We start from the raw sequence: 26,013 nt of genomic DNA, 5'->3' as shown, positions 1-26,013 counted from the left end.
TTAGGGGCTGTCTCATTTATTAATGTGGCAGCCCGATTATTTTATATTTTGTAAATAATTGAGGTTTAGTATAAAACAAAGGGGATTCATTATGAAACTTAGGGGAATAACAAAAGCGGTAAGTCGGCTTATGGTATTTGTTTTGTGTTTGCAAGCATTAATGTCTAACGTTCCAATGATGGTAAAGGCATCTCCGACAGGAGGTGGAACTGTCACACAGTATACACCGGGATTTCATGTGAAAGAAGATACCGGTATGACAATACTGCAGTTAGCACAAAAACCGGACTATTATCAGAATAACTATGAAAATACCTTGGATAAAAATAAAATTCCAGGGACAACAGTATTAGCTTACAATGATGTTGATGTGGTAAAGGCGGAAAGACCACGTGTTGCATCGGCATGGAAGGGAGCAAAGCTTGATGAGAGCAATTTTATTGCTGCGGTGCAACAGACAGAAGAAGTGACAGCACAGAAATCCTATTTTACTATGGAAGACCAGCTGGCTTGTCTGGGTGCAGGTATCAACAATGTTTCGTCTGATACAGGGAGAGAAGTACATACTATCATTGAAGATTATAAGTTTGATGACATAACGAAAGATAAGGCAGTGCTTAGAATTTCTAAAAAGCCTGTAAAAGCATGGGGAAAGTTTTTTCCGAATAATGAAATTTTCACATTTAATGATGTGGATAAGAATGGGGGAAATTTAAAATCCAATAAGTTTTGGGCATTTATTTTGCCGGCGGGCTTACAGAAAGGAAACGGCTATTATTTTAAAGAAAATGAAAAAGAGTTTAATTTCCGTTTCGTTGAAAGTGGTGATACTATTGTGAAAAAGAATTATCTTCAATTATGGTTGAACCATGGCACAAAAAATGATGCCTCTTATGAGTATAGTATGTTTAAAGAAGTGGATGATAACAGCAATCAAAAATTGGTGCGTGGATATATGGATGATAATAAAGCGATTACAATTTCAAATACGAAAGAGATACAAGCCTCTTTTTATAAACGAACCGATACAGTAGCGGCAAATATTTGGGCAGAAAACGGTGGTAGTGTAGAGCATGGTGACATTTCAAATTTTAAGGTGAATGCAAAGAGTTCAATTATGATGAGAAAAAAAGCCGGATTATTGGAAATTGCAGTTTCAGATCCGACAGGAACGAAAGATGGAACTATTGAACTTGAAATTGACTCAAAGGGGTATGATGTTATTTCTAAAGATTCTAATATTACAGAGGATTTTTCCGTTCAGGGAAAAATAAAATTAATAATTGATGTAACGGGAAAAAATGGGGAAACCTCTAAGATTACAATTAGTACTATTCCTAAGGCAGTTGATGAAAATGCGACAAGCATTGACATTGTAAGAGGAAATTCCGAATTACTTCCGGTTCCTGCAGGCTTTGAAGTACCACTTGAGTGGACTACTTATTTTAAAAGAGCGGACGGAACTCCGATTAAAAATGTAGGAAGTGATAAAAAGAAAGATGAATTAAAGCAGGGAGAGGAAGATAACGGACGTTCGGAAGGAATCGCATCTACTTCTCATATCGCAATCATTGAAGGTATTGACGGAGGTGGACTTATTACAGCACGTGAGAAGGGTGTTGTTTATGCTAAGGTGACGGATAAAAATGGACAGAATAAAGAGTGGAAAGTCAATATCTTATTTGAGGATAAAAGTAAGCTACCGGCAGTAACCAAGGAAGATTATGAAAGGCTTAGAGGGAAATGGGTTTCCTTATTGGTAGGACGAAATTTAGATAAAGATGATACAAGCGTTATGGAAACCGTAAACAATCTCAATACACAGGCAGAGGAAATATGGAATCGTTATGTCTATAAAGGACAAAATGTGTGTAATGATATTCCTTGGACAGAGAAACCGCCTAAAGAAAATCCAAATATTGAATATAAAAGAGATGCTGTAGAATTTAGACCGGCATTTCAGAATGTTCTTCTTATGGCAAAAGCATATCGCACAGAGCATGGTGCCTTATATAATAATCCGGAATTATTAAAGGACATGATTAATATTTTGGAATGGCTTACAACTAATTGTTATTGCCCACAGTCACAGACGGATAACTGGTGGACTTGGGAAATTGGTATGCCAAAAGACATAATTCCAACATTAATTCTTTTGTCTGATAAATTAACAAAAGAGCAGAAAGAAAAATTTACTGAAGGAGTAAGATTTTTTCAGCCTGATCCTTATCATGGTGGTGCAATCGGTACAGGTTCTACCCATGTATTAGGATATCGTATGCAGTATGCGGCAAATCGTGTTGATAATTCTGTAACGGCAATGGGGCTAGGTTTATTGCTTGAAGATAATGAATTTATGTATCTTGCAAGTTTAGCCTCATCTTCTGTACTTGAGTTTGCAACAGTGAAGGATAGTACTTTATTGGCAGCAGAAGGATTTGAAAACGGATTTTATAAAGACGGTTCTTATATTGACCACTCCCGTACTCCTTATGCCGGCTCTTATGGAGTAGTTGTATTGGAGGGTATAGTTAATATTTCATCTATTTTAGGAGGTTCTCCTTGGCAGTTCAATGCTGATAAAACAGAGATATTAGAAACAATCTTTGTAAATACATATGGAATTAGTATGTATAAAGGTTTAGTTTTGGAGATGTTACGTGGAAGAGCCGTTGCAAGAGAAAACGTAACAGGAAAAACAGTTGGTCGTCAGATAATGACTTATGTAATTAAAACCTTAGATTCTGTTGGTGCAGAAAAGAAGGCAATCTTACTAAACTGCTTAAAGAGCTGGTTATCAGCAGATGTAGAGTATATAAGTACTCTAAAAGAGTTAAACGAGCTTTTTGTGAAACAAAAAGCTCAGGAAATATTAAATAATAGTGGTATTTCTGCTGATCTTCCAAGTATGCATAAAAATTTTCCTCTGATGGATAGGGCAATCCACAGAACAAAAGATTGGCTTTTTGGTCTAAGTATGTATTCCGAGAGAATCCTTAATACGGAAATTATGAATGGGGAGAACTTATACGGTTGGCATCAGGGTGACGGTATGACTTATCTTTATGGAAAAGATAATACACATTACACTGATAATTACTGGAATACGGTGAATCCGTTCCGTTTAGCCGGCACAACAACCGTTTCTAAAAATATAGGAAACGGAGTAAAAGACAGTAGTGGTTTTTATCAAGATGGAGATTATACCTCTAAAGAAGATTGGGTTGGAGGAAGTGAGTTATCAGACTGTGGTGTAAATGGAATGTCGCTTTCCGGATACAATGATTCTAAAACACCGTATGAGCCGAACCTAAAAGCCTTAAAATCATATTTTATGTTCGGTGATGAAATCGTATGCTTAGGTAGCGGAATTAGTGATAGCGGAAGTAATTTTATTACCGAAACGACTGTTGAAAATAGAAAGTTAAATGATGCGGCATCGAATAAAATCACAAAAGACGGAAATGAGCTTACTCTTAATCCGATTTCTGTAAAAGTAGCAGAGATTGTAGAAAAAGAAGGCTTAGGTAACGGAGAAGGTTCCATGGTGGGAACCGATTTAAATGATACAAAGTGGGTTCACATGGAAGGAACTGTTCCTGAAGACAGCATCGGTTGGTATTTCCCAAAAGGTACAAACAAGCTAAAAGCAAGAAAAGTAGCAAGTAGGGGTAACTGGGGAAATATTAATCTTAAAGTTTCTACTGATGTTGTGAAGAACTATTTTGAATTATGGTTTGATCATGGTAATAATCCACAGAATGAGGAGTATTCCTATGTTATATTGCCAAGAAAAAGTGCGGCTGAAACCGAAACATATGCAAAGAATCCAACTGTAGAAATTTTGGCCAATACGACAGATGTGCAGGCGGCAGGTTATAAAAACAAGAGCATTATCGGAGCAAATTTCTGGCAAGATAAGGAGGCGAGTGCAGCCGGAATTACTTGTAATAAAAAAGCATCTGTAATTATGAAACAGACAGGAAACACTTTAGAAATCGGAGTATCCGATCCGACTATGAAGAACACCGGAAGTATTGAAGTGGAAATTGATAAAACCTATGTAAGTGTGGTAAGAGTGGACTCGAATGTAACGGTATCCAATGCCAATCAAAAAATTCACCTCAGTGTAAACACAAAGGGAAAAAAAGGAGATACTTCCGTAGCTATTTTAAAATTAAGAGAACTTTCGACAGAAGAGAACGAAAGTGGTTCGAAAACGCCACAAGCTCCATCTTCACCGTTCGTACCTGATGCAAAAAAGCATGAAAAATCGACATCGGAGAATAAACAATCATCTGATAAAAAGGCTAAAGAAAAAGAGAATGTTGAAAAAACGGTGACAGAGAAGATTGACGAAAAGAAAGAGCAAAGCATAACTTCAGAAATTTTTGTTCAGGCAGAGAGTGTTATCAGCAAAAAGAAAGAAGATAAAAAGACAGTGGGACTTACTGTAGAGGTAGGAAAAGAAACTGTTGATTCAGCTATTAAGCAAGCGACAAAGGGAGAAACGAAAAAGGTTGTAGTTAATCTTGGACTCTCCATTCCAACTAAAAGCACTCTTAAAGAGTTGAAAAAATTGGAAGAGATTAAAAAAGTGAAATTGAATTTTATTGTTCCACAAGATTTAGAAAAGAAAGGAACAGTAAAGATTACGGATATCCGAATGGAAAAAGAAGTATTAAAAGAGATTATTAAAAAAGGAGCAGACTTCAATATTTCTGTGCAAAATGAAGAGAAAAAGAATCTGTATTCATGGTCTATGAATGGAAAGGATTTAAAAGAGGCAAAGGCAGATACAATCAATTTTGCATTGGATATTGTTTCGCTAAAAGATTCCGAACCGATTAAATCTTTAGTAAAAGAGAAAAAAGGAGAAATAATTTCTTTCGCCCATGTAGGAAAACTTCCAGGAACTGCAACTATAAAAATTTATGATACGGATAAATTTGACTATACTAAAAATCAAAAACTCTATGTATATTATTACAATGATAAGAAAGAGAGAGTTGAAGAAACTTACTACAGTAAAGGAAAATTTCTAGGAAAAGGAGGAATAGAATTTAAGATATCACATTGTTCCGACTATGTGCTGTTACCTAAAAAATTAGGAAAGAAATCTGTAGTATCCTTGATGGAACAGATGTCAGTGGTTTCCAAATTAAAACTTAAAGTTGGTGAGAAGAAAAATGTTTTTATCAATATTGCAGAGGGTGCTAAATTTAGCTGTAAGAGCGGTAATACAAAAGTTGTTACCGTTAAAAACGGTGTGGTAAAAGGAAAGGCTGAGGGAGAAACGGTTGTTAAAGTAACTGTAAAAATTAAAGGGAAAACGTCTGTTTATAAGACAAAAGTAAGAGTAAAAAAATAAAATAAATCTAAGACTGTTTAAGGTTTATTAAAAAATAGGGTTGTCGCAAAAATGTGACAGCCCTATTTAAAATTTTTTTGAAATGAAATAAGTGAAAAAATTTTCTAAGTCCAAATTATGAAATATAATTTTTAGATTCTTTAATATAATCATCACAACTATGTGATACTTTACCTTTTGCCCAAAGTCCGGCAAGATTAATCTGTCCGGAGCCATATACGGCCTCTTTTGCACCGTCAATTTCAGGATTCACATACTTATGAAACCAAGTTGCAAGCTCATATCTTAATTCAGCGGCTTTTTCACTGTGAGTATCTTGTAAAAGCAGATTGTTTTTTTCATCAGGATCGTTAATCAAATCATACATTTCATCAGGGCCATAAGGATAGCGTTTGATATATTTAAATTCTTTGTTTCTTATCATACGGTTTGGACCATATTCATCAAGGACTATGATTTTATCATCTTGTTCATAATCAAGTCCTTTTAAGGCTTTTGCAAAACTTCTTCCGGGTAGGGTTTCATCTTCATAATCTTTAATTCCAATATAGTTTAATAAAGTAGGCATAAAATCGTAAGCTGAAACAAGTGAGTCACATACTTTATTCTCTGGAATAATACCAGGATGTGAAACAATAAAAGGTACTTTAACAGAACTGTCGTACATATTGATAGGAAAAGTCCCATTACCCTTTCCCCAAAAACCATGATGTCCACAACTAAATCCGTTGTCACTTGTAAATATGATAAGGGTATTTTCTCTGATACCCAAGCTTTCAATCCTTTCCATAATTCTTCCGATATTGCTGTCCATTGCGGTAACGGCGGAAAAATAGCCTATTAGATTGGAACGGATATCTTTTGCGACTTCTTTTGTTAAATAAATACTGTCAGGATGTTCTTTTTCTTTTGGAATGGAATGAAAAGGACAGTCTTTATATAAATCCGTATATTCTTTCGGGTGATTATTTAACCATGGAGAATGAGGTGCTGTATAGCCGATTGTTAAATAAAAGGGCTGTTTACCAGCATATTCTTCTATAAACTCTATAGCATCATCTGTTATTACATCTGTTACATATCTAGGTTCATTGTAAAGTTTACCGTTTTTAATAAGTGGAGCATTATAGTAAGGGCCGCCTCCGGACTTATGAGCAAACCAGTGAGAAAAGCATTTCTGAGGTTTTGCACTGTTCCCCATATGCCATTTTCCGGACAAGCCACATACATATCCATTATCGGCTAAAACTTCTGTATATGTCTTCATGCCTTTTAGGTATTCAATTTCTTCCTGTTCTTTATTATCATCTCTAAGCCAATCATGTATACCATGCTGCGAAGGGATTCTACCCGTTAGTAGAGAGGCTCTTGCAGGTGAGCAGACAGGTGATGCACAGAAAAAGTTGTTAAACATCATTCCTTCTTTTGCCAAACGATCTATGTTTGGAGTTATTATTTCATCATTTCCTGCACAACCCATCGACCAAAATCCCTGATCATCGGACAAAATAAAAACAATATTTGGATTTTTAGTATTCATAATTAATTCTCCTGTATTTCCCAAAACATACCATAAATAATATGTATACACTATCATATAATAGGTGATTTATGTTGTCAACATCACTGGAAAAGTCAAGGATGCGGTAGGATTTATTGTTTATCTCTCTGTTGGACTTGTTATTGTATAGAATAACATCTATAATATTTATAGATAAATAAAAGATATATGAAAGGTGATCTCTTATGCCTCCAATAAGTGTGTTAATTAAACCTGCATCTAGTCAGTGCAATATGGCCTGTGATTACTGTTTTTACTGTGATGAATCATCTAAGCGTTTGCAGTGCTCTTATGGATTTATGGATGAAAAGACTCTAAAAAATACAATACGAAAGACCTTGCTTAGGGCAGATGGTATGGCAAGTTATGCATTTCAAGGGGGTGAACCTACCCTATGTGGATTGGATTTTTTTAAAAAAGTTATTGCCTACCAAAGGCAGTATAATAAAAATAATATTCAAGTTTATAATGCACTTCAGACAAATGGTTTCGCACTAACAGATGAGTGGTGTGTTTTCCTAAAAGAGAATAATTTTTTAGTAGGATTATCTGTGGATGGAACGGAAGAAATACATAATTCGCTGCGCCATACAAAAACAGGGCAAGGTACATTTCAAAGAATACTTAAGTCCTCAAAACTTATGGATGATTATAAGGTTGATTACAATATCTTGACAGTTGTTACTGAAAAAGTGGCTAAGAATATTTCTGAAATATATCAGTTTTATAAAAGTAATGGATGGAACTATCAGCAGTATATTGCTTGTCTTGATCCTCTTGATGAAAAGCGTGGAAAAGAAGTTTATTCATTGACTCCAAAACTTTATGGACAGTTTCTTACTGATTTATTTAATCTTTGGTATAAAGATTATAAGAGAGGAAAAGAGCCTTATATACGCCAGTTTGTGAATTACATAAATCTTGGAGCAGGAGCTATGGCAGAATCCTGTGACCAAAGAGGAGTCTGTGGTATTCAGTATGTGGTAGAGGCAGACGGTAGTGTATACCCTTGTGATTTTTATGTGTTAGACGAATATCATCTAGGAAATTTTAATGAAAACCAGCTTGATAAGATAGATGAGAAGAGAAGAGAAATAAGATTTATAGAGCGTTCTCTTAATTTAGGTTTAAAGTGTAAGGATTGTTCCTATTATAGGCTGTGTCGTGGGGGTTGCCAGCGTTGTCGTGATTTAACCCCTGATACAGGGTTGTATGAAAATTATTTCTGTGAGGCATATAAGGTATTTTTTGATAACTGTTATGACAGGATTATGGAAATAGCAAAAAAAGTATGACCTATGCTGCTTATAGAAGAAATAATGATTTCATTCAAGACATTAGAACAAGAAATTTTAAAGAATTTTGGCAAAGAATTTGTAAAAATATTGACTTTTTTTTGCCACCTTTTTAGGGTAGTGTGTAAGGTATAGTATAGATACAGATTTGGAGATAATATGTTAAAACAAATTTTAGCTAAAGGTGTAATGGCAGCATTTATGCTGGGAGTTTTTTGTAGTAGCCTTCCAAGTAAGGTGGTAGATATTAATAAAATAGAAACAGTTTATGCAGCTGAAAAAAAGATAGCAGTATGCACTGCTGAAAAGTTGAGGATAAGGACAGATGCAGGAACTAATTTTCCTCAGCTTATTTCAAATGGAACTAAGGTTTATCTTCTTTTAAATGAAAAGGCAGAAGTTAAAGGTGAGAAAAAAGCTGCCAATGGAGAGAAGTGGTATAAAGTCACATTCAAATTCAATGGGAAAAAGGTAACAGGTTTTGTTTTAAGTGATTTTGTAAAGATTAATTCTGTAAAGAATAAGACAGAAAAAAAAGAAGAAAATAATTCAGCAGATAATATACATTCTGATGTGAAGTTAAAAGAAGTTTCTAAATATAGTTATAAGGCGGAAGTGAAGATAAAAGGTCTTCGCCTTAGGACAGATGCAGGTACAGATAAAGCTCAGTACAAGCTTGATAATAAAGGAGTTGTATTGCCAGATGGACAGGCTGTCAATATAATTGGAGAGAAAAATGACAGTAAAAAAGCAAGATGGTATAAAATCAATACCAAGATTAATAAAAAATCGGTAAAAGGCTATGTACTAGGAGAATATGTAAAGCTTGTAGTTGATAAGAAAAAGAACGCTTATGCCAAGGTAACAGTTAAAAAAGGTGCTGCTATAAAGGTGAAGGCCAGTTCTAATGGTAAGGCGTTAAAAGATAGGAAGGGAAAGGCAGTAGTATTAAAAAAGGATACAATCGTGAGTATCTTCCATGAAATAACTTTAGATAAAATAAAATATTTTAAAGTTAGTTTCAGCCTTGGAGGAAAGGAATTGACAGGGTACTTGGTTGCCGATACTGTAAAACTTATTGGTGCAGTAGAAGATGAGGTAGAGAAGGATGATTCAGAGCAAGAAACAGATGATGCAGAGCAGAATGAAGATGATGATTCGTCCGAAGATGAAGAAGAGGCCGAAGATGAGGATGACGGAAATGGTTCAGGAGTAATTGGAAATAATAATATAAATAATAATATAAATAATAGTGGTCAGTTTGTAGCCCAGAAAGCTTATATAACCTCTGATAAGGTAGAAATATATAATGAGAGGGATTATAAGTCAGAAATTCTTAAAGAGATTGACACCGGTATTTCTTATAAGCTGTCTATGAACCAAGAGGTAATAGCTAGAAAACAATATACAGTGGGTAACGAAAAATGGTATTTGATAACTTATATAGTAAAAGACAGTACCGGAAAACAAGTAATTGGTGCTGGATTCATACCGGAAAAATTTATTAAATTAAGTGGGGAGCCTGTAGATGATTCTACAGGCTCTAGTAATAAGAAGAAACTTAGTGATAAAAAATTTGAGGAAAACCTTGCTGAGCAGGGATTTCCGGAGGATTATAAGCCGTATTTAAGAGAATTGCATAAGGCACATCCTTACTGGCATTTTGAGGCAAGGCATTTGGGGCTTGACTGGGAGTATGCAGTAGAGAAAGAAAGCGTTGTGGGACTTAACCTTTTACATAATTCTAAGAATTATGCTTGGAAGTCAATGGAAGAAAAGGCCTATGATTGGGTGAATGATGCTTTTATAGCTTATGATGGAAGTAGTTGGGTTACGGCATCTAATAAGGCGGTAAGATACTACATGGATCCAAGAAATTTCTTGAATGAAGATTATATTTATCAGTTTGAACTGCTTTCTTTTAAGCCTGAACATCAGACGGAGAAAGGGATAGAGGCGATTCTCTCAGGATCGCCTATGAAGGATACATTTTTTGATTATATTGCATCAGACGGGACAAAAAATACTATAAGTTATGCAGAGACTTTTTTGCTTGCAGGTATTTATTCCGGAGTAAGTCCTTACCACTTAGCAAGTAGGGTGAAACAAGAAGTAGCAGGTGGAGGAAAGTTTTCATCAAGTGTTACAGGAACAGTGGCAGGACATGAGGGATATTATAATTTTTACAACATAGGAGCTTATAATAATACAGCACCCGGAGGAGCAGTTGCAAGCGGACTTAAATTTGCTGCTAATGGAAGTTTGTCAAAGGCTGTAATCGGAAATAAAAGTTTCAATGAATTTATAAAGATTCCTTGGAATAATAGGTATAATGCAATATTAGGTGGAGCAGCTTATATAGTCAATAATTATATATTGAGAGGGCAAAATACGCCTTATCTTGAGAAGTTTAATTTTACAGATAAGAATACATTTTCACACCAGTATATGGCGGCTATATTTTCACCCAGTTCAGAGTCGCTGATTACAAAAAAAGCATATACTGAACTTATGGATGAACCTTTAGTATTTTCAATACCGGTTTTTGAAAATATGCCGATTGAAATAAGTGCAAGACCCGAAGATATACTAAGCCCTAATAACTGGCTTTCATCACTTAAAGCCACAGGTTATTCTATTACCCCTACCTTTAAGCCAGCTGTAACAGAAGGCTATAGTATAGTTGTAAGTAAAAATGTCGAAGTTATAGAGCTTACAGGAAAGACTGCAAATAAACAAGCTGTGGTAAGAGGTTTGGGTCAGATTCGCTTAGCTCCAAGTGGACTAACTGAAATTCAGGTAGAAGTGATTGCAGAAAATGGAGACATAAGGATTTATAAAATAAAGGTGGCAAAGGAGGGATGAGATTATGAAAAAGCAAATATTATCTGTATTGATTATTTTATTTTCATTTCTATATTTTAGGGTAGATATTTTTGCATCAGATGCGAGCATATGGCTTAAAGGAGATAGTGCAGTAACAGTAGGAGATGAATTTGATGTTACTATTGAGGTGAGTTCTGAAGAGGATCTAAGTGAGATAGAAAGCTATCTTTCTTATACTGATGAAATAGCCAAATTTATTTCAGCTGATGATGGGATTGCAGGAGGAAAAGGACTTTTAAGAGTAGATATAAGGAGCTTTGAGGAAAATTCCGGAAAGTTCACATATAAACTCAAGTTCTTGGCAAGGAAGGCAGGAAAATTTACAATTTCTTTTTCAGATGCAGTGCATATGTATACCAAAGATACTAATGATGATATTTCTGTTGCATCAAGTGATTTAGAGATTCTCATTAAAAATAAAAGACAGGCATCATCAGACAGTACTCTTTCTAATTTAAAAATAGCAGGGGCAGAACTTAAACCTAAATTTTCAAAAAGTATATTGGATTATACGGCAGAGGTAGGTACGGATGTAGAGAATATAGTGGTAGGAGTAGACCTCTCGGATGCAAATTCTGAGTACAGCTTAAAAAAAGACTATGAAGATAAACTGCAAACAGGTAAAAATAAAATAGAAATTATAGTTAAAGCAGAGGATGGAAATACAACCACCTATACTATAACAGTTATCAAGGCTGAGGAGTCTGAGCCGGAAAAGGGTGAGACAGCTAATTCAGAATTAAAGCCTGAGGATGATAAAAACTCTAAAATTACAAGCAAACCGGAAGTTACAGAAGAGCCTGAATATGTTCCGGATCCGTCTGATGATAAGGCTCAGACAGAAACTAATATAAAGGATAGCAAACAGACGGTTATATATGTTATAATAGGTGCTGCAATTATTTTAGGAATAATGTTTATATCGGGCATAATACTGTATATAAAAAATAAAAATAGTGATGAACTTGAGGATTAAATTTCTTGGAGGAGAGATGGAGCGTAAATTAACGGAAAATGCAAAACTGGCTTTAAATTCGGCAGAAAAGGCTGCTGTTTCTCTATCGCAAAATTATGTAGGCTCTGAACATATTATGATGGGGCTACTTTTGGTTGATGGAGTTGCAAAACGAGTATTAGAAGAGAATGGACTTTCTTATGAAAAATTTATGGAGGTTGTAAATGAGTTGCTAATGCCTGGAAATGTAGCACTAGATTCAGCAACCAGTCTTACGCCTAGAGCTAGGAGAGTCATGGCTTTGGCAGGAAATGAATCCTATAGGTTGAATTCAGAACAGGTGGGAACAGAGCATATCCTTATGGGTCTTATTAAAGAAGGCGACAGTATAGCAGTAAAAATATTAAAAACGCTAGGAATTAACTTACAGAAAATATATATAGATATATTGACTGCTCTTGGAATGGATGTACATCAAGCTAGAAATGATTATGCAAATTTTAAAAATTCAGATAGTGGCAATAAATTGCACACTCCTATGCTTGATCAGTATTCAAGGGATCTGACAGAGTATGCAAGCCGGGGAAAACTTGATCCGGTGATAGGCAGGGAAAATGAGATACAGCGAGTAGTTCAAATTCTTAGCAGGCGAACCAAAAATAATCCCTGTATAATAGGCGAACCGGGAGTTGGCAAGACTGCAATTGCAGAAGGACTTGCTCAGAGAATAGTGGAAGGCAGAGTACCTGATACAATAAGGGGAAAGAGAGTAGTTACCCTTGATATGTCGGGTATGGTAGCAGGCTCTAAGTACAGAGGAGAATTTGAAGAAAGAATAAAAAGAGTTGTAGATGAAGTTATAAAAAGTGGGAATGTACTTCTTTTTATAGATGAAATTCATACAATAATAGGAGCAGGTGGAGCAGAAGGCTCGCTAGATGCATCTAATATATTAAAGCCGTTACTTGCTAGAGGTGAACTCCAGGTAATAGGAGCTACTACAAGAGGAGAGTATAGAAAGAGGATAGAAAAAGATGCGGCTCTTGAAAGAAGATTTCAGCCTGTTGTGATAGAAGAGCCTTCAGAAGAAGAATCAATGCTCATATTAAAGGGACTTAGAGAGAGGTATGAGGCTCATCATGCGTTAAAAATTACTGATGAAGCACTTCTTGCAGCAGTTAAGATGTCAGCAAGATATATAAATGACAGATATCTTCCTGATAAGGCAATTGATCTAATGGATGAGGCAGCAGCTAAGGCGAGACTCTTGGTTTATAATACAAAGCCGAATAGTCTGGAACTTGAAGAAAGAATAGCTAAAATTGAAACTGAAAAAGAAGAGGCAATCAAAAATGAAGCCTATGATGAGGCTAGTCTTTTAAAAAAGGAACAATTGAAATTGAAGGCAAGACTTACTAAACTAAGGATTGAAGAAGAGCAGAAAAGTAAGCGTAAGGATATTGTGGTAGGAGAGGATGATATAGCTGCAGTTGTAGCAAGCTGGACAAAAATCCCTGTAAATAAGCTTAAACAGGGAGAGAGTGAAAGATTGATTAAGCTTGAAGCTACCTTGCATGAAAGGGTGATTGGACAGGATGAGGCAGTTGTTGCAGTATCGAAGGCGATAAGAAGAGGTAGGGTAGGATTTAATGTATCAGGACGGCCGATAGGTTCATTTCTATTCTTAGGACCTACCGGAGTAGGTAAGACCGAACTTAGTAAGGCTCTGACAGAGGCTATGTTTGGAAGTGAAGATTCCATGATAAGAGTTGATATGTCAGAGTACATGGAAAAACATAGTGTATCTAAGATGATAGGTTCACCTCCGGGCTATGTAGGGCATGAAGAGGGAGGACAACTATCTGAAAAAGTAAGACAGAACCCTTATTCGGTAATCCTTTTTGATGAGATAGAAAAAGCACATCCCGATGTATTTAATATGCTTTTGCAGGTGCTTGATGATGGAAGAATAACTGATTCTCAGGGAAGGACAGTGAGTTTTAAAAATACTATCATTATTATGACATCTAATGCCGGAGCACAGAAGATAATTACTCCTAAAAAGCTTGGATTTAAGGCAGATGATAGCAAGGAAGCTGATTATAAGCTTATGAAGGCTGGGGTAATGGATGAAGTAAAGAGGATATTTAAACCGGAATTTTTAAATAGGATAGATGAGACTATAGTGTTCCATACATTATCTGAAAATGAACTGAAGAAAATAGTTAAAATTATGCTTAAGGGACTTGCGGCTAGGGCAAAAGAGCAGATGGGACTTAGCATTAAGTTTACGGAAACAGCTATAAAGCATCTTGCTAAAATAGATAAAGACGCAGATTATGGAGCAAGACCGTTAGCGAGAAAGATTAAGACGGAGGTTGAAGATGTACTTGCAACAGAAGTAATTTTAGGCAATATAAAAGCTGGAGATTCAATTAAAATTGGTTGTAAAGATAGTAAAATTGATGTAAACTTAGTTAAAAAAGAATAAATATTAAAAGGAGAATAAAATGGCAATTGTAGAAGAATTAATCCGTAAATCGGAAGAAGGACTGGATTTTGGAAATTATAAGCTTGAAAGTAAAGCTAAGCTGGAAGGTTTCTCATTTGAAGGAGATGTTTATAAGATTAAAACTTTCAAGGAAATTACAAAACTTGAAAGAAATGGACTTTTTGTATATGAATCATTACCGGGAACTTCTGTTTTTAATTATAAGAGAAGTGAAACAGGAGTAAGCTTTGAAGTACAGGGTGAGACTGACGCACAGATTACTCTAGAACTTGGTGAGATGAAAGAGTATGAGATAGAGGTTGATGGAGTAAGTGCAGGTGTAATGAAGACTAATCTTGGCGGTAAGCTTACTATAAGTGTAGAAACTAAAGAAGATAGTGCAACTTATATAAAAGTAAAAGAGGCATAATGGCAAAGAATAAGACAGGATTTTTTTGTGGAGAATGTGGCTATGAGTCTATAAAATGGCTTGGACAGTGCCCTTCATGTAAGGCATGGAATGCTTTTTGCGAAGCTCCAATTACAAAAAAAGGAGGCAGCAGCTTGAACAAAGGGCTGGCTGCCTCTTTGCCGATTAAAATAAAAGATGTTTCTCTTGAAACGGATGAAAGGGTCACAACAGGTATTTCAGAACTTGATAGAGTGTTAGGCGGGGGAATTGTAAAAGGCTCTCTTGTCCTTGTGGGGGGTGACCCCGGTATAGGTAAGTCTACACTTCTTTTGCAGATGTGTGAAAGGCTTTCCGGTAAAAATATTTCAGTGCTTTATGTATCCGGAGAAGAATCTGAAAGACAGATAGCACTTAGGAGTGAGAGGCTTGGTGGCAAGTTTTCAGATATGCTCCTTTTTTGTGAGACAGATATAGAAAAAATCGAGGCTGCCATAGAGACCGAAAAACCTGAAGTGGTTATAATAGATTCGATTCAGACTATGTATTCTTCAAAAGCAGATTCGGCAGCAGGAAGTATTTCTCAGGTAAGGGAAGTTACCCAGAGTCTTCTAAGAATATCGAAAGGACTTTCAGTATCAGTTTTCATTGTGGGTCATGTTACAAAGGAAGGTACCGTTGCAGGACCTAGAACCCTTGAGCATATGGTAGATACGGTGCTTTATTTTGAGGGAGAAGATGTTGCCTCATACAGAATACTTCGTGCAGTAAAGAACCGTTTTGGTTCTACTAATGAAGTTGGAGTTTTTGATATGGGACAGGCAGGACTTAGGGAGGTAGGTAATCCGTCTGAGTATATGCTTAAGGGAATGCCTGAAAATGCACCAGGGTCAGTAGTTGCCTGTACAATGGAGGGTAGTAGACCTATATTAGTGGAAGTACAGGCACTGGTATGCCAGACAAATTTTAACTTTCCAAAGCGTACTACTGCCGGAGCGGACTTTAACAGAGTAAATATTTTGATTGCAGTCCTTGAAAAAAGGCTGGGATTAAACCTCGGTAACTGCGATGCCTATGTAAATGTTGCCGGAGGGCTTAAAATAAATGAGCCTGCACTTGATCTTGCCATAGTTTCTGCACTTATTTCAAGTTATAGAAATAGAGAAAGTAAGGGCAAAATCATAGCTTTTGGAGAAGTAGGACTTACAGGAGAGGTTAGGGGAGTAAATCTTGCTAAGCTTAGAATAGAAGAAGCGGCAAAGTTTGGTGATAACTTGATAATAATTCCAAAAGTAAATTATACAAAGGACATACCTTGTAAGGTATTGCCTGTAAGTAATATAAGAGAGTTGATGGATATAATATAATGGGAAAGACGCTTATTATAACAGAAAAACCTTCAGTTGCGGGTGAGTATGCAGACATACTGGGAGTGCCTAAAAGAGGGCAGGGAGCATATGGAAACGGTAATTACATAATTACATGGTGCGTGGGACATTTGATAGAAATGTGTTATCCGGGTGATTATGATGAAAAGTATAATAAATGGAAGCTGGAGGATTTACCGTTTCTACCGCAGACTTATAAATATGCAGTTATTCCGAATGTTAAGAAACAGTATGATATAGTAAATAAACTGATGAATTCTACTGAAGTAGATAAGATTCTTTATGCGGGTGATAGCGGACGAGAGGGTGAAGTTATTATCAGGCTGATAAGGAATTTTGGCGGGATAAGAGAAGGCATAGAAGAAAGAAGAGTTTGGATTGATTCTTTTACGGAAGATGAGATAAAAAGAGGAATTAATGAGGCAAAGCCTATTTCGGCTTATGATAACCTTGCCAGTGCAGGAATTATGAGGGGCATAGAAGATTATGCTATGGGAATCAATTTTTCAAGGGCTTTGTCTGTAAAATATGGTTGGCTGTTAAATAATAAGGCAGGCACTAAAAAGTATTCAGCAATAGCAATAGGCAGGGTTATGACCTGTGTGCTTGGAATGGTAGTAAGAAGAGAGAGGGAAATAAGGAATTTTGTTCAAACCAATTTCTACAAAATATCAGGGGAGTTTGGTATAGAGGGAGCAAATTTTTTAGGAGAATGGAAGTCAGGAAAGACAAGTAAATATTTTGAAAGTCTTCTGCTTTATAATGAAAAAGGTTTTAAGAAAAAAGATGATGCAGAGAAGTTGATAACTGAACTGGATATTTCTACTGCTGTAGTAATTAAAAAAGATAAAACAAGTGAGAAGAAGAAAGCACCTCTCTTATTTAACCTTGCCGAACTTCAGGCGGAATGTACCAAGCGTTTTCATATAAGTCCTGATGATACACTAAAGGCGGTACAGACGCTTTACGAAAGTAAACTTACTACTTATCCGAGAACTGATGCAAGAGTAATTACAAAGGCTGTGGCAAGTGAAATAACCAAAAACTTAAGTGGACTTTATGCATATAAGCCTGTAAGCGAGTTTGTGTTGAAAATAAGGGATGAGGGGCTTTATAAGGGGCTTGAAAAAACTCAGTATGTAGATGATAAAAAGGTGACAGACCATTATGCAATCATTCCGACCGGCAGTGTAAGCGAACTTTCTAAGCAGAGTGAATTAAATAAGAAAATCTATGATTTAATTACAAGAAGATTTTTAGCTATTTTTTATCCGCCTGCTATTTATGAAAAGGTGAGTCTTGTAACAGGGATTAAACATAAAATGGAAGATTTTACAGAAGAATTTTTTTCTTATGTAAAGGTACTTAAAGAAAAAGGTTATTTGGAAGTTATGGGTTTGCCTGTTAAAGAAAAAGCAAAGAAAGAAGAGGGCTTAGATAAGGATGATGAGGCGGATGAAGTGTCTGACAACGAGGTTCTCCTTGCCTTGCTTTCAAAACTGAAGAAAGGAAGTCCTCTTTTAGTTAATAAACTGGATATTAAAGAGGGAAAAACTACGCCCCCTAAAAGGTATACCTCAGGTTCAATGATTTTAGCTATGGAAAATGCAGGACAGTTGATAGAGGATGAAGAGCTTAGGGCTACAATAAAGGGAGCAGGTATAGGAACATCAGCTACAAGAGCCGGAATTATAGAGAAATTAGTAAAGATAGGTTATCTTGCCTTAAATAAGAAAACTCAGATTTTAACTCCTATGCTTTTTGGAGAAATGGTTTATGAGGTGGCGGATATGGCAATACCTGCTATGCTAAATCCTGAGATGACTGCAAGCTGGGAAAAGGGGCTTGCCAAGGTTGAGGCAGGAGAGATTACAGCAGAGAAATATGAAGAGACACTAAATACCTATGTAAGAGGATATGTAGAAAATATTAAAATGACTAATCTTGTAAGAGAACTGGAAAATAGGCTTGATATGGTGAAAAAAATATAATAATAAACCACAATAATTCAAAGGAGAGTATTATGATTAAAAAATTATGTAAGACGTTGATTGTTTTTTTAGGTGTTTTTGCACTGTTACCTCCATCAGTAGCTTTTGGGGGGGGTAAATTGCAGCTGTATACGGAACAAGGAAGTGAGAGTAATTCAGATGTGCAGGAAAAAACAGAGTCAGTTAATAAGGACGAGCAGACTAAAGAAGCAAGCAAAGATTTTTTAACAGAAATAACATTATATGAAAAAAATTCTAAAGATGGAGGCACATTCCAATTAAGCTTTGAATTAGGCAATGAAATAATAAACGGAGTGGAAGAGCCTGCAATTGCAGAAAGCCTTTATATTGATGAACTGGATTTTTCACTTCCTTTGGATAATTTAAATTCATGGGACACAGAACTAGAACTTTCAGGGCTTAAGAACCAAAGGTACAGATACTATATAAAATCTGTGCAAGGTTTTGAGTATGAAGGGTATTTTGATGTAGATTTTGTAAAAGATAAAAAATCTGAAGTTAAGCCAAAAGTTACATTTAAAGGATATCCTAGCAAAAAAATTATTGAAGGCTCTAAAATTGTGCTGACAATGAACACTGACAATGTAAAAAGCAAAATGACTTTTGATGGAAAAACCATAGGCAATGGGAAAAAAGGAAAATCATTTAAGTTTACTGTAACAAAAAATGGAAATTATAAATATTCAGCTGTATCAGGAGAGAAAATAACTAAAGGAGTTTTGAAAATAAACTTTTTTGAAAAAATTAAAAATAATCTTAATGTACCACTTGCTTACCAGTATCCTGCTCATCCTACAGGGTGTGAGAGTTATGCAACAGTAGCAGTGCTTAAATACCTTGGGTATAATATAAGTGAGGCTAAATTTATATCAAAATATCTTGATAAGCTGAGACGCTATGATAATAAGGCAAGTAATTATGACAATGTTTTTGATAAATATTTTGTTGGTGATCCGTCAAATAATAAAGGCCTTCTTGCTAATCCACCTGTTATGATTAAGGCTGTTAATAAGTATTTTAAAGAGATTAAATCTAAAAAATACGAGGTAGTTGATACAACCGGTATGTCTTTAGAAAAACTTTTAAAATCTGAGATAGGCAATGGAAATCCGGCAGTAATCTGGTTGACCATAGGATATAAGGTGCCCGTAAAAAAGTATTATTTTAAAAGCCGTTTCTATTCTCCAAGCCACACTTTAGTTTTATCGGGCTATGATTTATCTAAAGGGATAGTGTATTTAACGGACAGCATTTCAGGAAAGAGGACAATAAACTATAGTTTAGCAAATAAAATTTATAATATAATTGGGAGAAAGAGTTTTATTTTAAAGAAAAAATAGTATAAGGAGATTTTATGGAAAATATTAAAATCACAGAACTATATGACCTTACTAAAACTATGGCGGTGGATTATTTGAGTGAGTTCACCTATCCTTTTGAGGCACTTAAAGGGATAAGCGAGCTGATAATAAGGCTTGGAGAAAAACTGGATAGTGAAATTTATGAAAAACGGGGTGAAAATATCTGGATAGCAAAATCAGCTAAAGTGGCTCCTACCGCCTTTATTGGAAGCCCTTGCATTATAGGTGAAAATACAGAGGTAAGGCATGGTGCATTTATAAGGGGGAGTGCTTTAGTCGGAAATGATTGCGTGGTAGGAAACTCCGTAGAACTTAAAAATGTAATTATTTTTGATAGTGTACAAGTTCCTCATTATAACTATGTAGGTGATTCAATATTAGGTTTCCATGCACATATGGGCGCTGGTTCTATAACAAGCAATGTAAAGGCAGATAAGTTAGAAGTAGTGATTAAAGCTGAGGGTGAAAGCCTTGCAACAGGGCTTAAAAAGGTAGGAGCTTTCTTAGGTGACTATGCGGAAATAGGCTGTAACAGTGTACTAAACCCCGGCACTGTAATTGGAAAGAACTCCAATGTATATCCGCTTTCTATGGTCAGAGGAGTTGTAAAGGAAAACAGTATATATAAGAAACAAGGAGATATAGCAGAGAAGTATGCGTGATTTAACCATTGACCAATTTTCAGAGGAACTCTTTAGTAAGTCTCCTGTGCCGGGAGGTGGTGGAGTAGCGGCTTTTACAGGCTCGTTAGCTGTTTCACTCGGAGCAATGGCTACTAACCTTACCGTTGGAAAGAAGAAATACGAGGAGTACAATGATGAGTTGGAGGAAATATTAGTAAGGGCAGATAGGCTTAGAAAGCATTTACTTGATTTGATAGATGAAGATGCTAAGGTCTATAATGAAGTGAGCAGGGCATATAAAATAAGCCCTAGAGATGATAGTGAAATTGAAAAGGCTCTTGAAAGGGCGGCACAGCCTCCGCTTATGATGATGAGGGACATAATAGAAGTGATAAATATGTTGGATGGACTTTCAGAAAAAACCAGCAGACTCTTAATCAGTGATATCGGAGTGGGAGCAACCTTGGCAGGAGCGGCTCTTAATTCGGCATATTTGAATGTACTCGCAAATACAAGGCTTATGAAAGATAGGGACAAGGCAGAGGCTACTGAAAAGGTTGCAGGAGAACTAAGTGTGTACACAAAAACAGCTGATGAAATTTATAAAAAGGTTTTGATTTTTTTTAAGGGTTAGTGTATAATCAAACTAGGGAAAATTTTAAAAAATTTTCGTGTTTGGTTAAACTAACAGTACAATATATTTAAAGAAAGAGGTATAGCAGAATGGCAAACATTGATTTAACACAGTATGGCATTACTGGAACTACTGAGATAGTTCACAATCCTTCATTTGATGAGCTTTTCAAAGAAGAGACAAAGGAAACACTTACAGGCTTTGAAAAAGGACAGGTTACAGAGCTTGGTGCCGTTAATGTAATGACAGGTATTTATACAGGTCGTTCACCTCAGGATAAGTTCATCGTTATGGATGAGAATTCTAAGGATACAGTTTGGTGGACAACACCTGAGTATAAGAATGACAATCACCCAGCTACTAAGGAGGCATGGGATGTAGTTAAAAAACTTGCTCAGGAAGAACTTTCTAACAAAAGACTTTTCGTAGTTGATGCATTCTGTGGTGCTAATAAAGATACAAGAATGGCAGTTCGTTTCATAGTTGAGGTTGCTTGGCAGGCTCACTTTGTAACAAATATGTTCATTCAGCCAACAGCAGAAGAGCTTGAAAACTTTAAGCCTGATTTCGTTGTTTACAATGCTTCTAAGGCTAAGGTTGAAAACTATAAGGAGTTAGGACTTAACTCAGAGACAGCAGTAGTATTTAACATCACAAGTCGTGAGCAGGTTATTCTTAATACATGGTACGGCGGAGAAATGAAGAAGGGTATGTTCTCTATGATGAACTACTACCTCCCACTTAAAGGAATGGCTTCTATGCATTGTTCAGCAAATACAGATATGGACGGAAAGCATACAGCAATTTTCTTCGGTCTTTCAGGAACAGGTAAGACTACACTTTCAACAGATCCTAAGCGTCTTCTTATCGGTGATGATGAGCATGGTTGGGATGACAACGGAGTATTTAACTTCGAGGGTGGCTGCTATGCTAAGGTTATCAACCTTGATAAAGAGTCAGAGCCTGATATCTACAATGCAATCAGAAGAGATGCTCTTCTTGAGAATGTAACTGTAGATGCTAACGGTAAGATTGACTTTAAGGATGGAAGTACAACAGAGAATACTCGTGTATCTTATCCTATTAACCATATTGAGAAGATTGTACGCCCTGTTTCAGCAGCTCCTGCAGCAGAGAATGTTATCTTCCTTTCAGCAGATGCATTTGGAGTACTTCCTCCTGTATCTATTCTTACACCTGAGCAGACACAGTATTACTTCCTTTCAGGATTTACTGCTAAGCTTGCAGGTACAGAGCGTGGTATTACAGAGCCTACACCTACCTTCTCAGCTTGCTTTGGTCAGGCTTTCCTTGAACTTCATCCTACAAAGTATGCAGAAGAGCTTGTTAAGAAGATGCAAAAGAGCGGAGCTAAGGCTTACCTCGTAAATACAGGCTGGAACGGAACAGGCAAGAGAATTTCTATTAAGGATACTCGTGGTATTATTGATGCTATCCTTAACGGAGATGTAAATAAGGCTCCTACTAAGAAGATTCCTTACTTTGATTTTGAAGTTCCTACAGAGCTTCCGGGCGTTGATACAGGTATTCTTGACCCTAGAGATACTTACGCTAATGCTTCTGAGTGGGAAGAGAAGGCAAAAGACCTTGCAGGCAGATTTGTAAAGAACTTTGCTAAGTATGAGAACAATGATGCAGGTAAGGCACTTGTTGCAGCAGGTCCTAAGCTTTAATTTATAAGATACAAGTATAGAGATTCGATTGGGGATTATTTGTAATAGAAGTTATAATACTTCCCCTTGATATTATATTTAATTATAGTATGTAATGATATCCTCTCCTCGGCTTAGCTGGGGAGAGGATAATTTTAATAAAATAGTTATCTGTAAGATTTACTGAAAATTTGTAGTATTTGATGAGAGGTGGAAAATTTTTAGTATGAGAAGAAACAAAATTATCTATGGAATAGTATTTGTAATACTTTTGTTAGTTAGTAGCTGGTTTCATAATGTATCAGCTTATGCGAATGATTATGATGAATATGATTACAATTATAATGATGATTATAACAACTATAATTACAGTAATGATGATAATGATGATAATGATGACGATCAGTATGACTATAATTTTTGGGAAAATTATTGGAAAAATAAGAATCAATATAATAATGAAAATAATGAGAATCAATTAGAAAATCAAAATGAGCCAGAGCCAGAGCAAAATGATTTGGAGAAAAACAAAGAGGAAGACAAAAAGAAAAATAAAGACGAAGATAAAGACGAAGATGAACCAAGAGTTGATATGACCTATGTTACTCTAAAAAAGAATTCAGTAAGTGGAGTGCTTGTAGATAATGGAGATTGGATTAGAGATGTAGAATTTAAGATAAAGGTAAATAGTGAAGTAGTTTTAAACAAAGGAGATAATGCAGAGGTTAGTATAGAGAGTTCAAATGAAGATATGTATTTTTATGCTGATTTAACTGATAATATTTTAACAATTAGTACAAGTTCACCTGGAAAAACTAATTTAAAAGTAATAATTAATGAAAAAGAATTTGATATTAAAGTGAAAATTACATTGGTTGGTTTTAATAAAAACTCTTATATTATATCTAAGGGAAAAGAAGAGCAGATTTTAATTAAGGGTGGAAAAAATCTGAAAATTAAATGGAAGTCTTCTAAGCCTGATATTGTATCGGTAAGTCAGGATGGAAGGGTGAAAGGCTTGAAAGAGGGAAATGCAATTATAACTGCAGAGATAAACGGAAATAAACTGGCAGCTATAGTTTCTTCTGTATCTGAAATAAAGAAAAAAGCAGTAAACTGGGCAATTGACTATTCTAATAAAAGCGAATATAGCCAACCAAAAAGAATGCAGGAAGGTTATTATGATTGCAGTGCTTTAGTTTGGAGGGCATATAATAAGTTTGGATATAAGCTTGCAGGTTTAAATTATGCACCTACGGCAGCAGAACTTTGTAGGAACTATGATAGTAAGAAACAAACTATAAAAGGTGGAATAAGCTGGGAGAATATAGAGAGAATGAAACTACTTCCGGGTGATTTGGTATTTGTTTCGGGAAACAAAAATGGGCGTTATAAAAATATTTATCATGTAGAAATGATAGCTGGCTATGATTTATATGGAGTGGATGAAAAAGGGCATCCAAGTGTAATGATAAGATATGTAAAAAGTCAGCAATATACCGATAAAGCAACAGTTGCAAGGGTGAGTTTGAGGTAAATACAGGATTAAATTAGAAAAAATAACTTTTCATGTTGTTAATAAATGTAAATAAAAGAAAACCAGAGAATTTTAAAGTGGAAGAGATACAGTTGTAGGACTTTTAGGAGGTAATTATGGGGATAATTTTAAAAAGTGTCATACTGGTTGTAAGCTTTTTTATGGCAGGTTTAGGGATGAGAGGGCAGCTTATGGCTGATGAGAGGTTGGAGGAAATAGTACCTAATCTGAATGTAATACGAAGTCTGGAAGAAAAAGACCAGATAAATATGTATAAAACAGCAGTAAATGAAAAGGGTTATCAAAATATAACTCTTAATTTTGATGAGACTAAAAAAGATCAAGTTAAAAATGGTTGGACAATCAAGGTATATGATGAAAACAAGAAAGAAATTTATAAGGTGGAAGGTGTAAAAACACAGTTTACAACTGGAAATTTTTCATTTGTTAAGGATAAAATTGTCTATATTTCTATTGAAAGTGCAACCTCAGGATTTTTATTTATGCCAAAGGGAGTAGAGTATAATTTAAACTTTCATACTTATTCAGCAGATGACTATGAAAGCGAGCCAAATAATAAGTATCTAAATGCCAATGAAATAGAGACAGGAAGTTATATAAAGGGTAATCTTATAAATAGTTTAGATGAAGACTATTATGTTTGCAAAGTTGATGCAAATGGTTACACAGAATTATCATTTGAAATTTTAGATTTTGAACCTGACAAAATAGGAAATGGCTGGGATATAGAAATCTATGATAAGAATAAGAGCCTTTTATATAAAGAAGAGAATATTAAAAAAGATACCGGATTTCCTAAATTACCTCTAGTTAAAGGGCAGGAAATATATATTAGGATTAAGGCAAAGGGAAGTCTACTTTATGTTGCACCGGAAGAGGTAGAATATAAGTTGCAGGCTAGTTTAACAAAGACAGATAAATGGGAATTAGAAGATAATGGAAGTTTTAGCAAGGCAAATAAGCTGAAAGGAACTTTATCAGGAAATATATTAAACGATGGAGATATTGATTATTTTGAATTTAAGGCAGGTAAGTCCGGTAAATATAAAATTAGCTTAAATACCGGAGATAATGTAGATGGCGAGTATAGGGTTGAGATTTTTGTAAAAAATAAGGGAAAAGCCGTATTAAAGGAACAGACTAAGGGAGATAAGAGCTTTACAATCAAAGCTAAAAAAGGACAAAAAGTTTGGATAAAGCTCAGTGGTGTGTATGGAAAATCGCCAATAGGAAATGAATATTCATTGAAATATAAGGCTGTAAAGAATATTAAAAAGAAAATAGCTAAGAAGTAATAAGATTTAAGAATGCTATGCATAGGCAAGGTTTGTTAAGGGCAGTGCGAGAGGCAGTGAAAAAGTTGTGATTATTTTGTGATTATTAAAAAAACACTTGCAAAATTAGTCTAAAGAGGTTATTATATGTTTATGATTTAGCACTCATAAAGAAAGAGTGCTAATAAAGAAGAAAATTAAGGTTTAACATACAAAGGAGGAACTAAAATGAAGTTAGTACCATTAGGAGACAGAGTAGTATTAAAGCAGATAGCAGCAGAAGAAACCACAAAATCAGGTATTATTTTACCGGATCAGGCACAGGAGAAACCACAGCAGGCAGAAGTTATTGCCGTAGGTCCTGGTGGAATTGTGGATGGAAAAGAAGTGACTATGCAGGTTAAAGAAGGGCAGAAGGTTATTTATTCAAAGTATGCAGGAACAAATGTAAAGCTTGACAGTGAAGAATACATCATAGTTAAACAGTCTGATATACTTGCAGTTGTAGAGGGCTAATTTTAA

General features: G+C 35.5%; 16 protein-coding genes. 15 read left to right on the top strand and 1 reads right to left on the bottom strand.

The genetic code is table 11. From position 1 onward, the window contains the following. Nucleotides 1-91: 91 nt before the first annotated feature. Nucleotides 92-5,371 (top strand): polysaccharide lyase family 8 super-sandwich domain-containing protein, encoded by a 5,280-nt coding sequence (locus ACTTG8_RS00315; protein ID WP_442560156.1) that lies wholly within the window; start codon nt 92-94, stop codon nt 5,369-5,371. A 115-nt stretch (nt 5,372-5,486) separates the two neighbouring features. Here the strand turns inward: ACTTG8_RS00315 and ACTTG8_RS00310 are convergent, their stop codons facing one another. After that, nucleotides 5,487-6,911, bottom strand: a complete 1,425-nt coding sequence (locus ACTTG8_RS00310) for a sulfatase-like hydrolase/transferase (RefSeq protein ID WP_442560155.1) — start codon at nt 6,909-6,911, stop codon at nt 5,487-5,489. A 206-nt stretch (nt 6,912-7,117) separates the two neighbouring features. Between ACTTG8_RS00310 and ACTTG8_RS00305 the strand changes: the two genes are divergently transcribed. The 14 genes from ACTTG8_RS00305 to ACTTG8_RS00240 all read left to right on the top strand — a co-directional run bounded on the left by ACTTG8_RS00305 (nt 7,118) and on the right by ACTTG8_RS00240 (nt 26,007). Further along, on the top strand, nt 7,118-8,227 hold the full coding sequence (locus ACTTG8_RS00305) for an anaerobic sulfatase maturase (protein ID WP_442560154.1): 1,110 nt from the start codon (nt 7,118-7,120) through the stop codon (nt 8,225-8,227). Between the two features lie 159 nt (nt 8,228-8,386). Continuing rightward, complete coding sequence (locus tag ACTTG8_RS00300) at nt 8,387-11,092, top strand: cadherin-like beta sandwich domain-containing protein (protein ID WP_442560153.1); 2,706 nt, start codon at nt 8,387-8,389, stop codon at nt 11,090-11,092. A 4-nt stretch (nt 11,093-11,096) separates the two neighbouring features. After that, nucleotides 11,097-12,089: a cadherin-like beta sandwich domain-containing protein gene (locus ACTTG8_RS00295; protein ID WP_442560152.1), complete on the top strand. Its 993-nt coding sequence runs from the start codon at nt 11,097-11,099 to the stop codon at nt 12,087-12,089. 16 nt (nt 12,090-12,105) lie between these two features. Further along, on the top strand, nt 12,106-14,559 hold the full coding sequence (locus tag ACTTG8_RS00290; RefSeq protein WP_442560151.1) for an ATP-dependent Clp protease ATP-binding subunit: 2,454 nt from the start codon (nt 12,106-12,108) through the stop codon (nt 14,557-14,559). Between the two features lie 19 nt (nt 14,560-14,578). Beyond that, a complete protein-coding gene (locus ACTTG8_RS00285; RefSeq protein ID WP_442560150.1) occupies nt 14,579-14,989 on the top strand; it encodes an endosialidase in 411 nt (136 codons plus the stop codon). Then, entirely contained in the window at nt 14,989-16,335 is a 1,347-nt protein-coding gene (gene radA, locus ACTTG8_RS00280; RefSeq protein WP_442560149.1) for a DNA repair protein RadA, read from the top strand. The genes ACTTG8_RS00285 and radA overlap by 1 nt, the downstream gene beginning before the upstream one ends. Continuing rightward, nucleotides 16,335-18,347 (top strand): DNA topoisomerase, encoded by a 2,013-nt coding sequence (locus ACTTG8_RS00275; protein ID WP_442560148.1) that lies wholly within the window; start codon nt 16,335-16,337, stop codon nt 18,345-18,347. The genes radA and ACTTG8_RS00275 overlap by 1 nt, the downstream gene beginning before the upstream one ends. A 32-nt stretch (nt 18,348-18,379) precedes the next feature. Continuing rightward, complete coding sequence (locus ACTTG8_RS00270; protein WP_442560147.1) at nt 18,380-19,708, top strand: C39 family peptidase; 1,329 nt, start codon at nt 18,380-18,382, stop codon at nt 19,706-19,708. A gap of 14 nt (nt 19,709-19,722) precedes the next feature. Beyond that, entirely contained in the window at nt 19,723-20,391 is a 669-nt protein-coding gene (locus ACTTG8_RS00265; RefSeq protein ID WP_442560146.1) for an acyltransferase, read from the top strand. Further along, nucleotides 20,384-20,986 (top strand): cyclodeaminase/cyclohydrolase family protein, encoded by a 603-nt coding sequence (locus ACTTG8_RS00260; RefSeq protein WP_442560145.1) that lies wholly within the window; start codon nt 20,384-20,386, stop codon nt 20,984-20,986. Before ACTTG8_RS00265 ends, ACTTG8_RS00260 begins: the two co-directional genes overlap by 8 nt. A gap of 89 nt (nt 20,987-21,075) precedes the next feature. Then, complete coding sequence (gene pckA / locus ACTTG8_RS00255; protein WP_442560144.1) at nt 21,076-22,680, top strand: phosphoenolpyruvate carboxykinase (ATP); 1,605 nt, start codon at nt 21,076-21,078, stop codon at nt 22,678-22,680. Between the two features lie 205 nt (nt 22,681-22,885). Then, complete coding sequence (locus ACTTG8_RS00250) at nt 22,886-24,196, top strand: Ig-like domain-containing protein (RefSeq protein WP_442560143.1); 1,311 nt, start codon at nt 22,886-22,888, stop codon at nt 24,194-24,196. A 116-nt stretch (nt 24,197-24,312) separates the two neighbouring features. After that, nucleotides 24,313-25,512 carry a hypothetical protein gene (locus ACTTG8_RS00245; RefSeq protein WP_442560142.1) on the top strand — a complete coding sequence of 400 codons (1,200 nt, stop codon included), beginning with the start codon at nt 24,313-24,315 and terminating at the stop codon, nt 25,510-25,512. Between the two features lie 207 nt (nt 25,513-25,719). After that, nucleotides 25,720-26,007, top strand: coding sequence for a co-chaperone GroES (locus ACTTG8_RS00240; protein ID WP_442560141.1), 288 nt, complete (start codon nt 25,720-25,722; stop codon nt 26,005-26,007). The last annotated feature ends 6 nt before the right edge of the window (nt 26,008-26,013 follow it).

Source organism: Catonella sp. (assembly GCF_052173895.1).
Taxonomy (GTDB): domain Bacteria; phylum Bacillota; class Clostridia; order Lachnospirales; family Lachnospiraceae; genus Catonella.
Note: the sequence above shows the minus strand (reverse complement) of the source record. Positions and strands in the feature narration are given on the sequence as shown.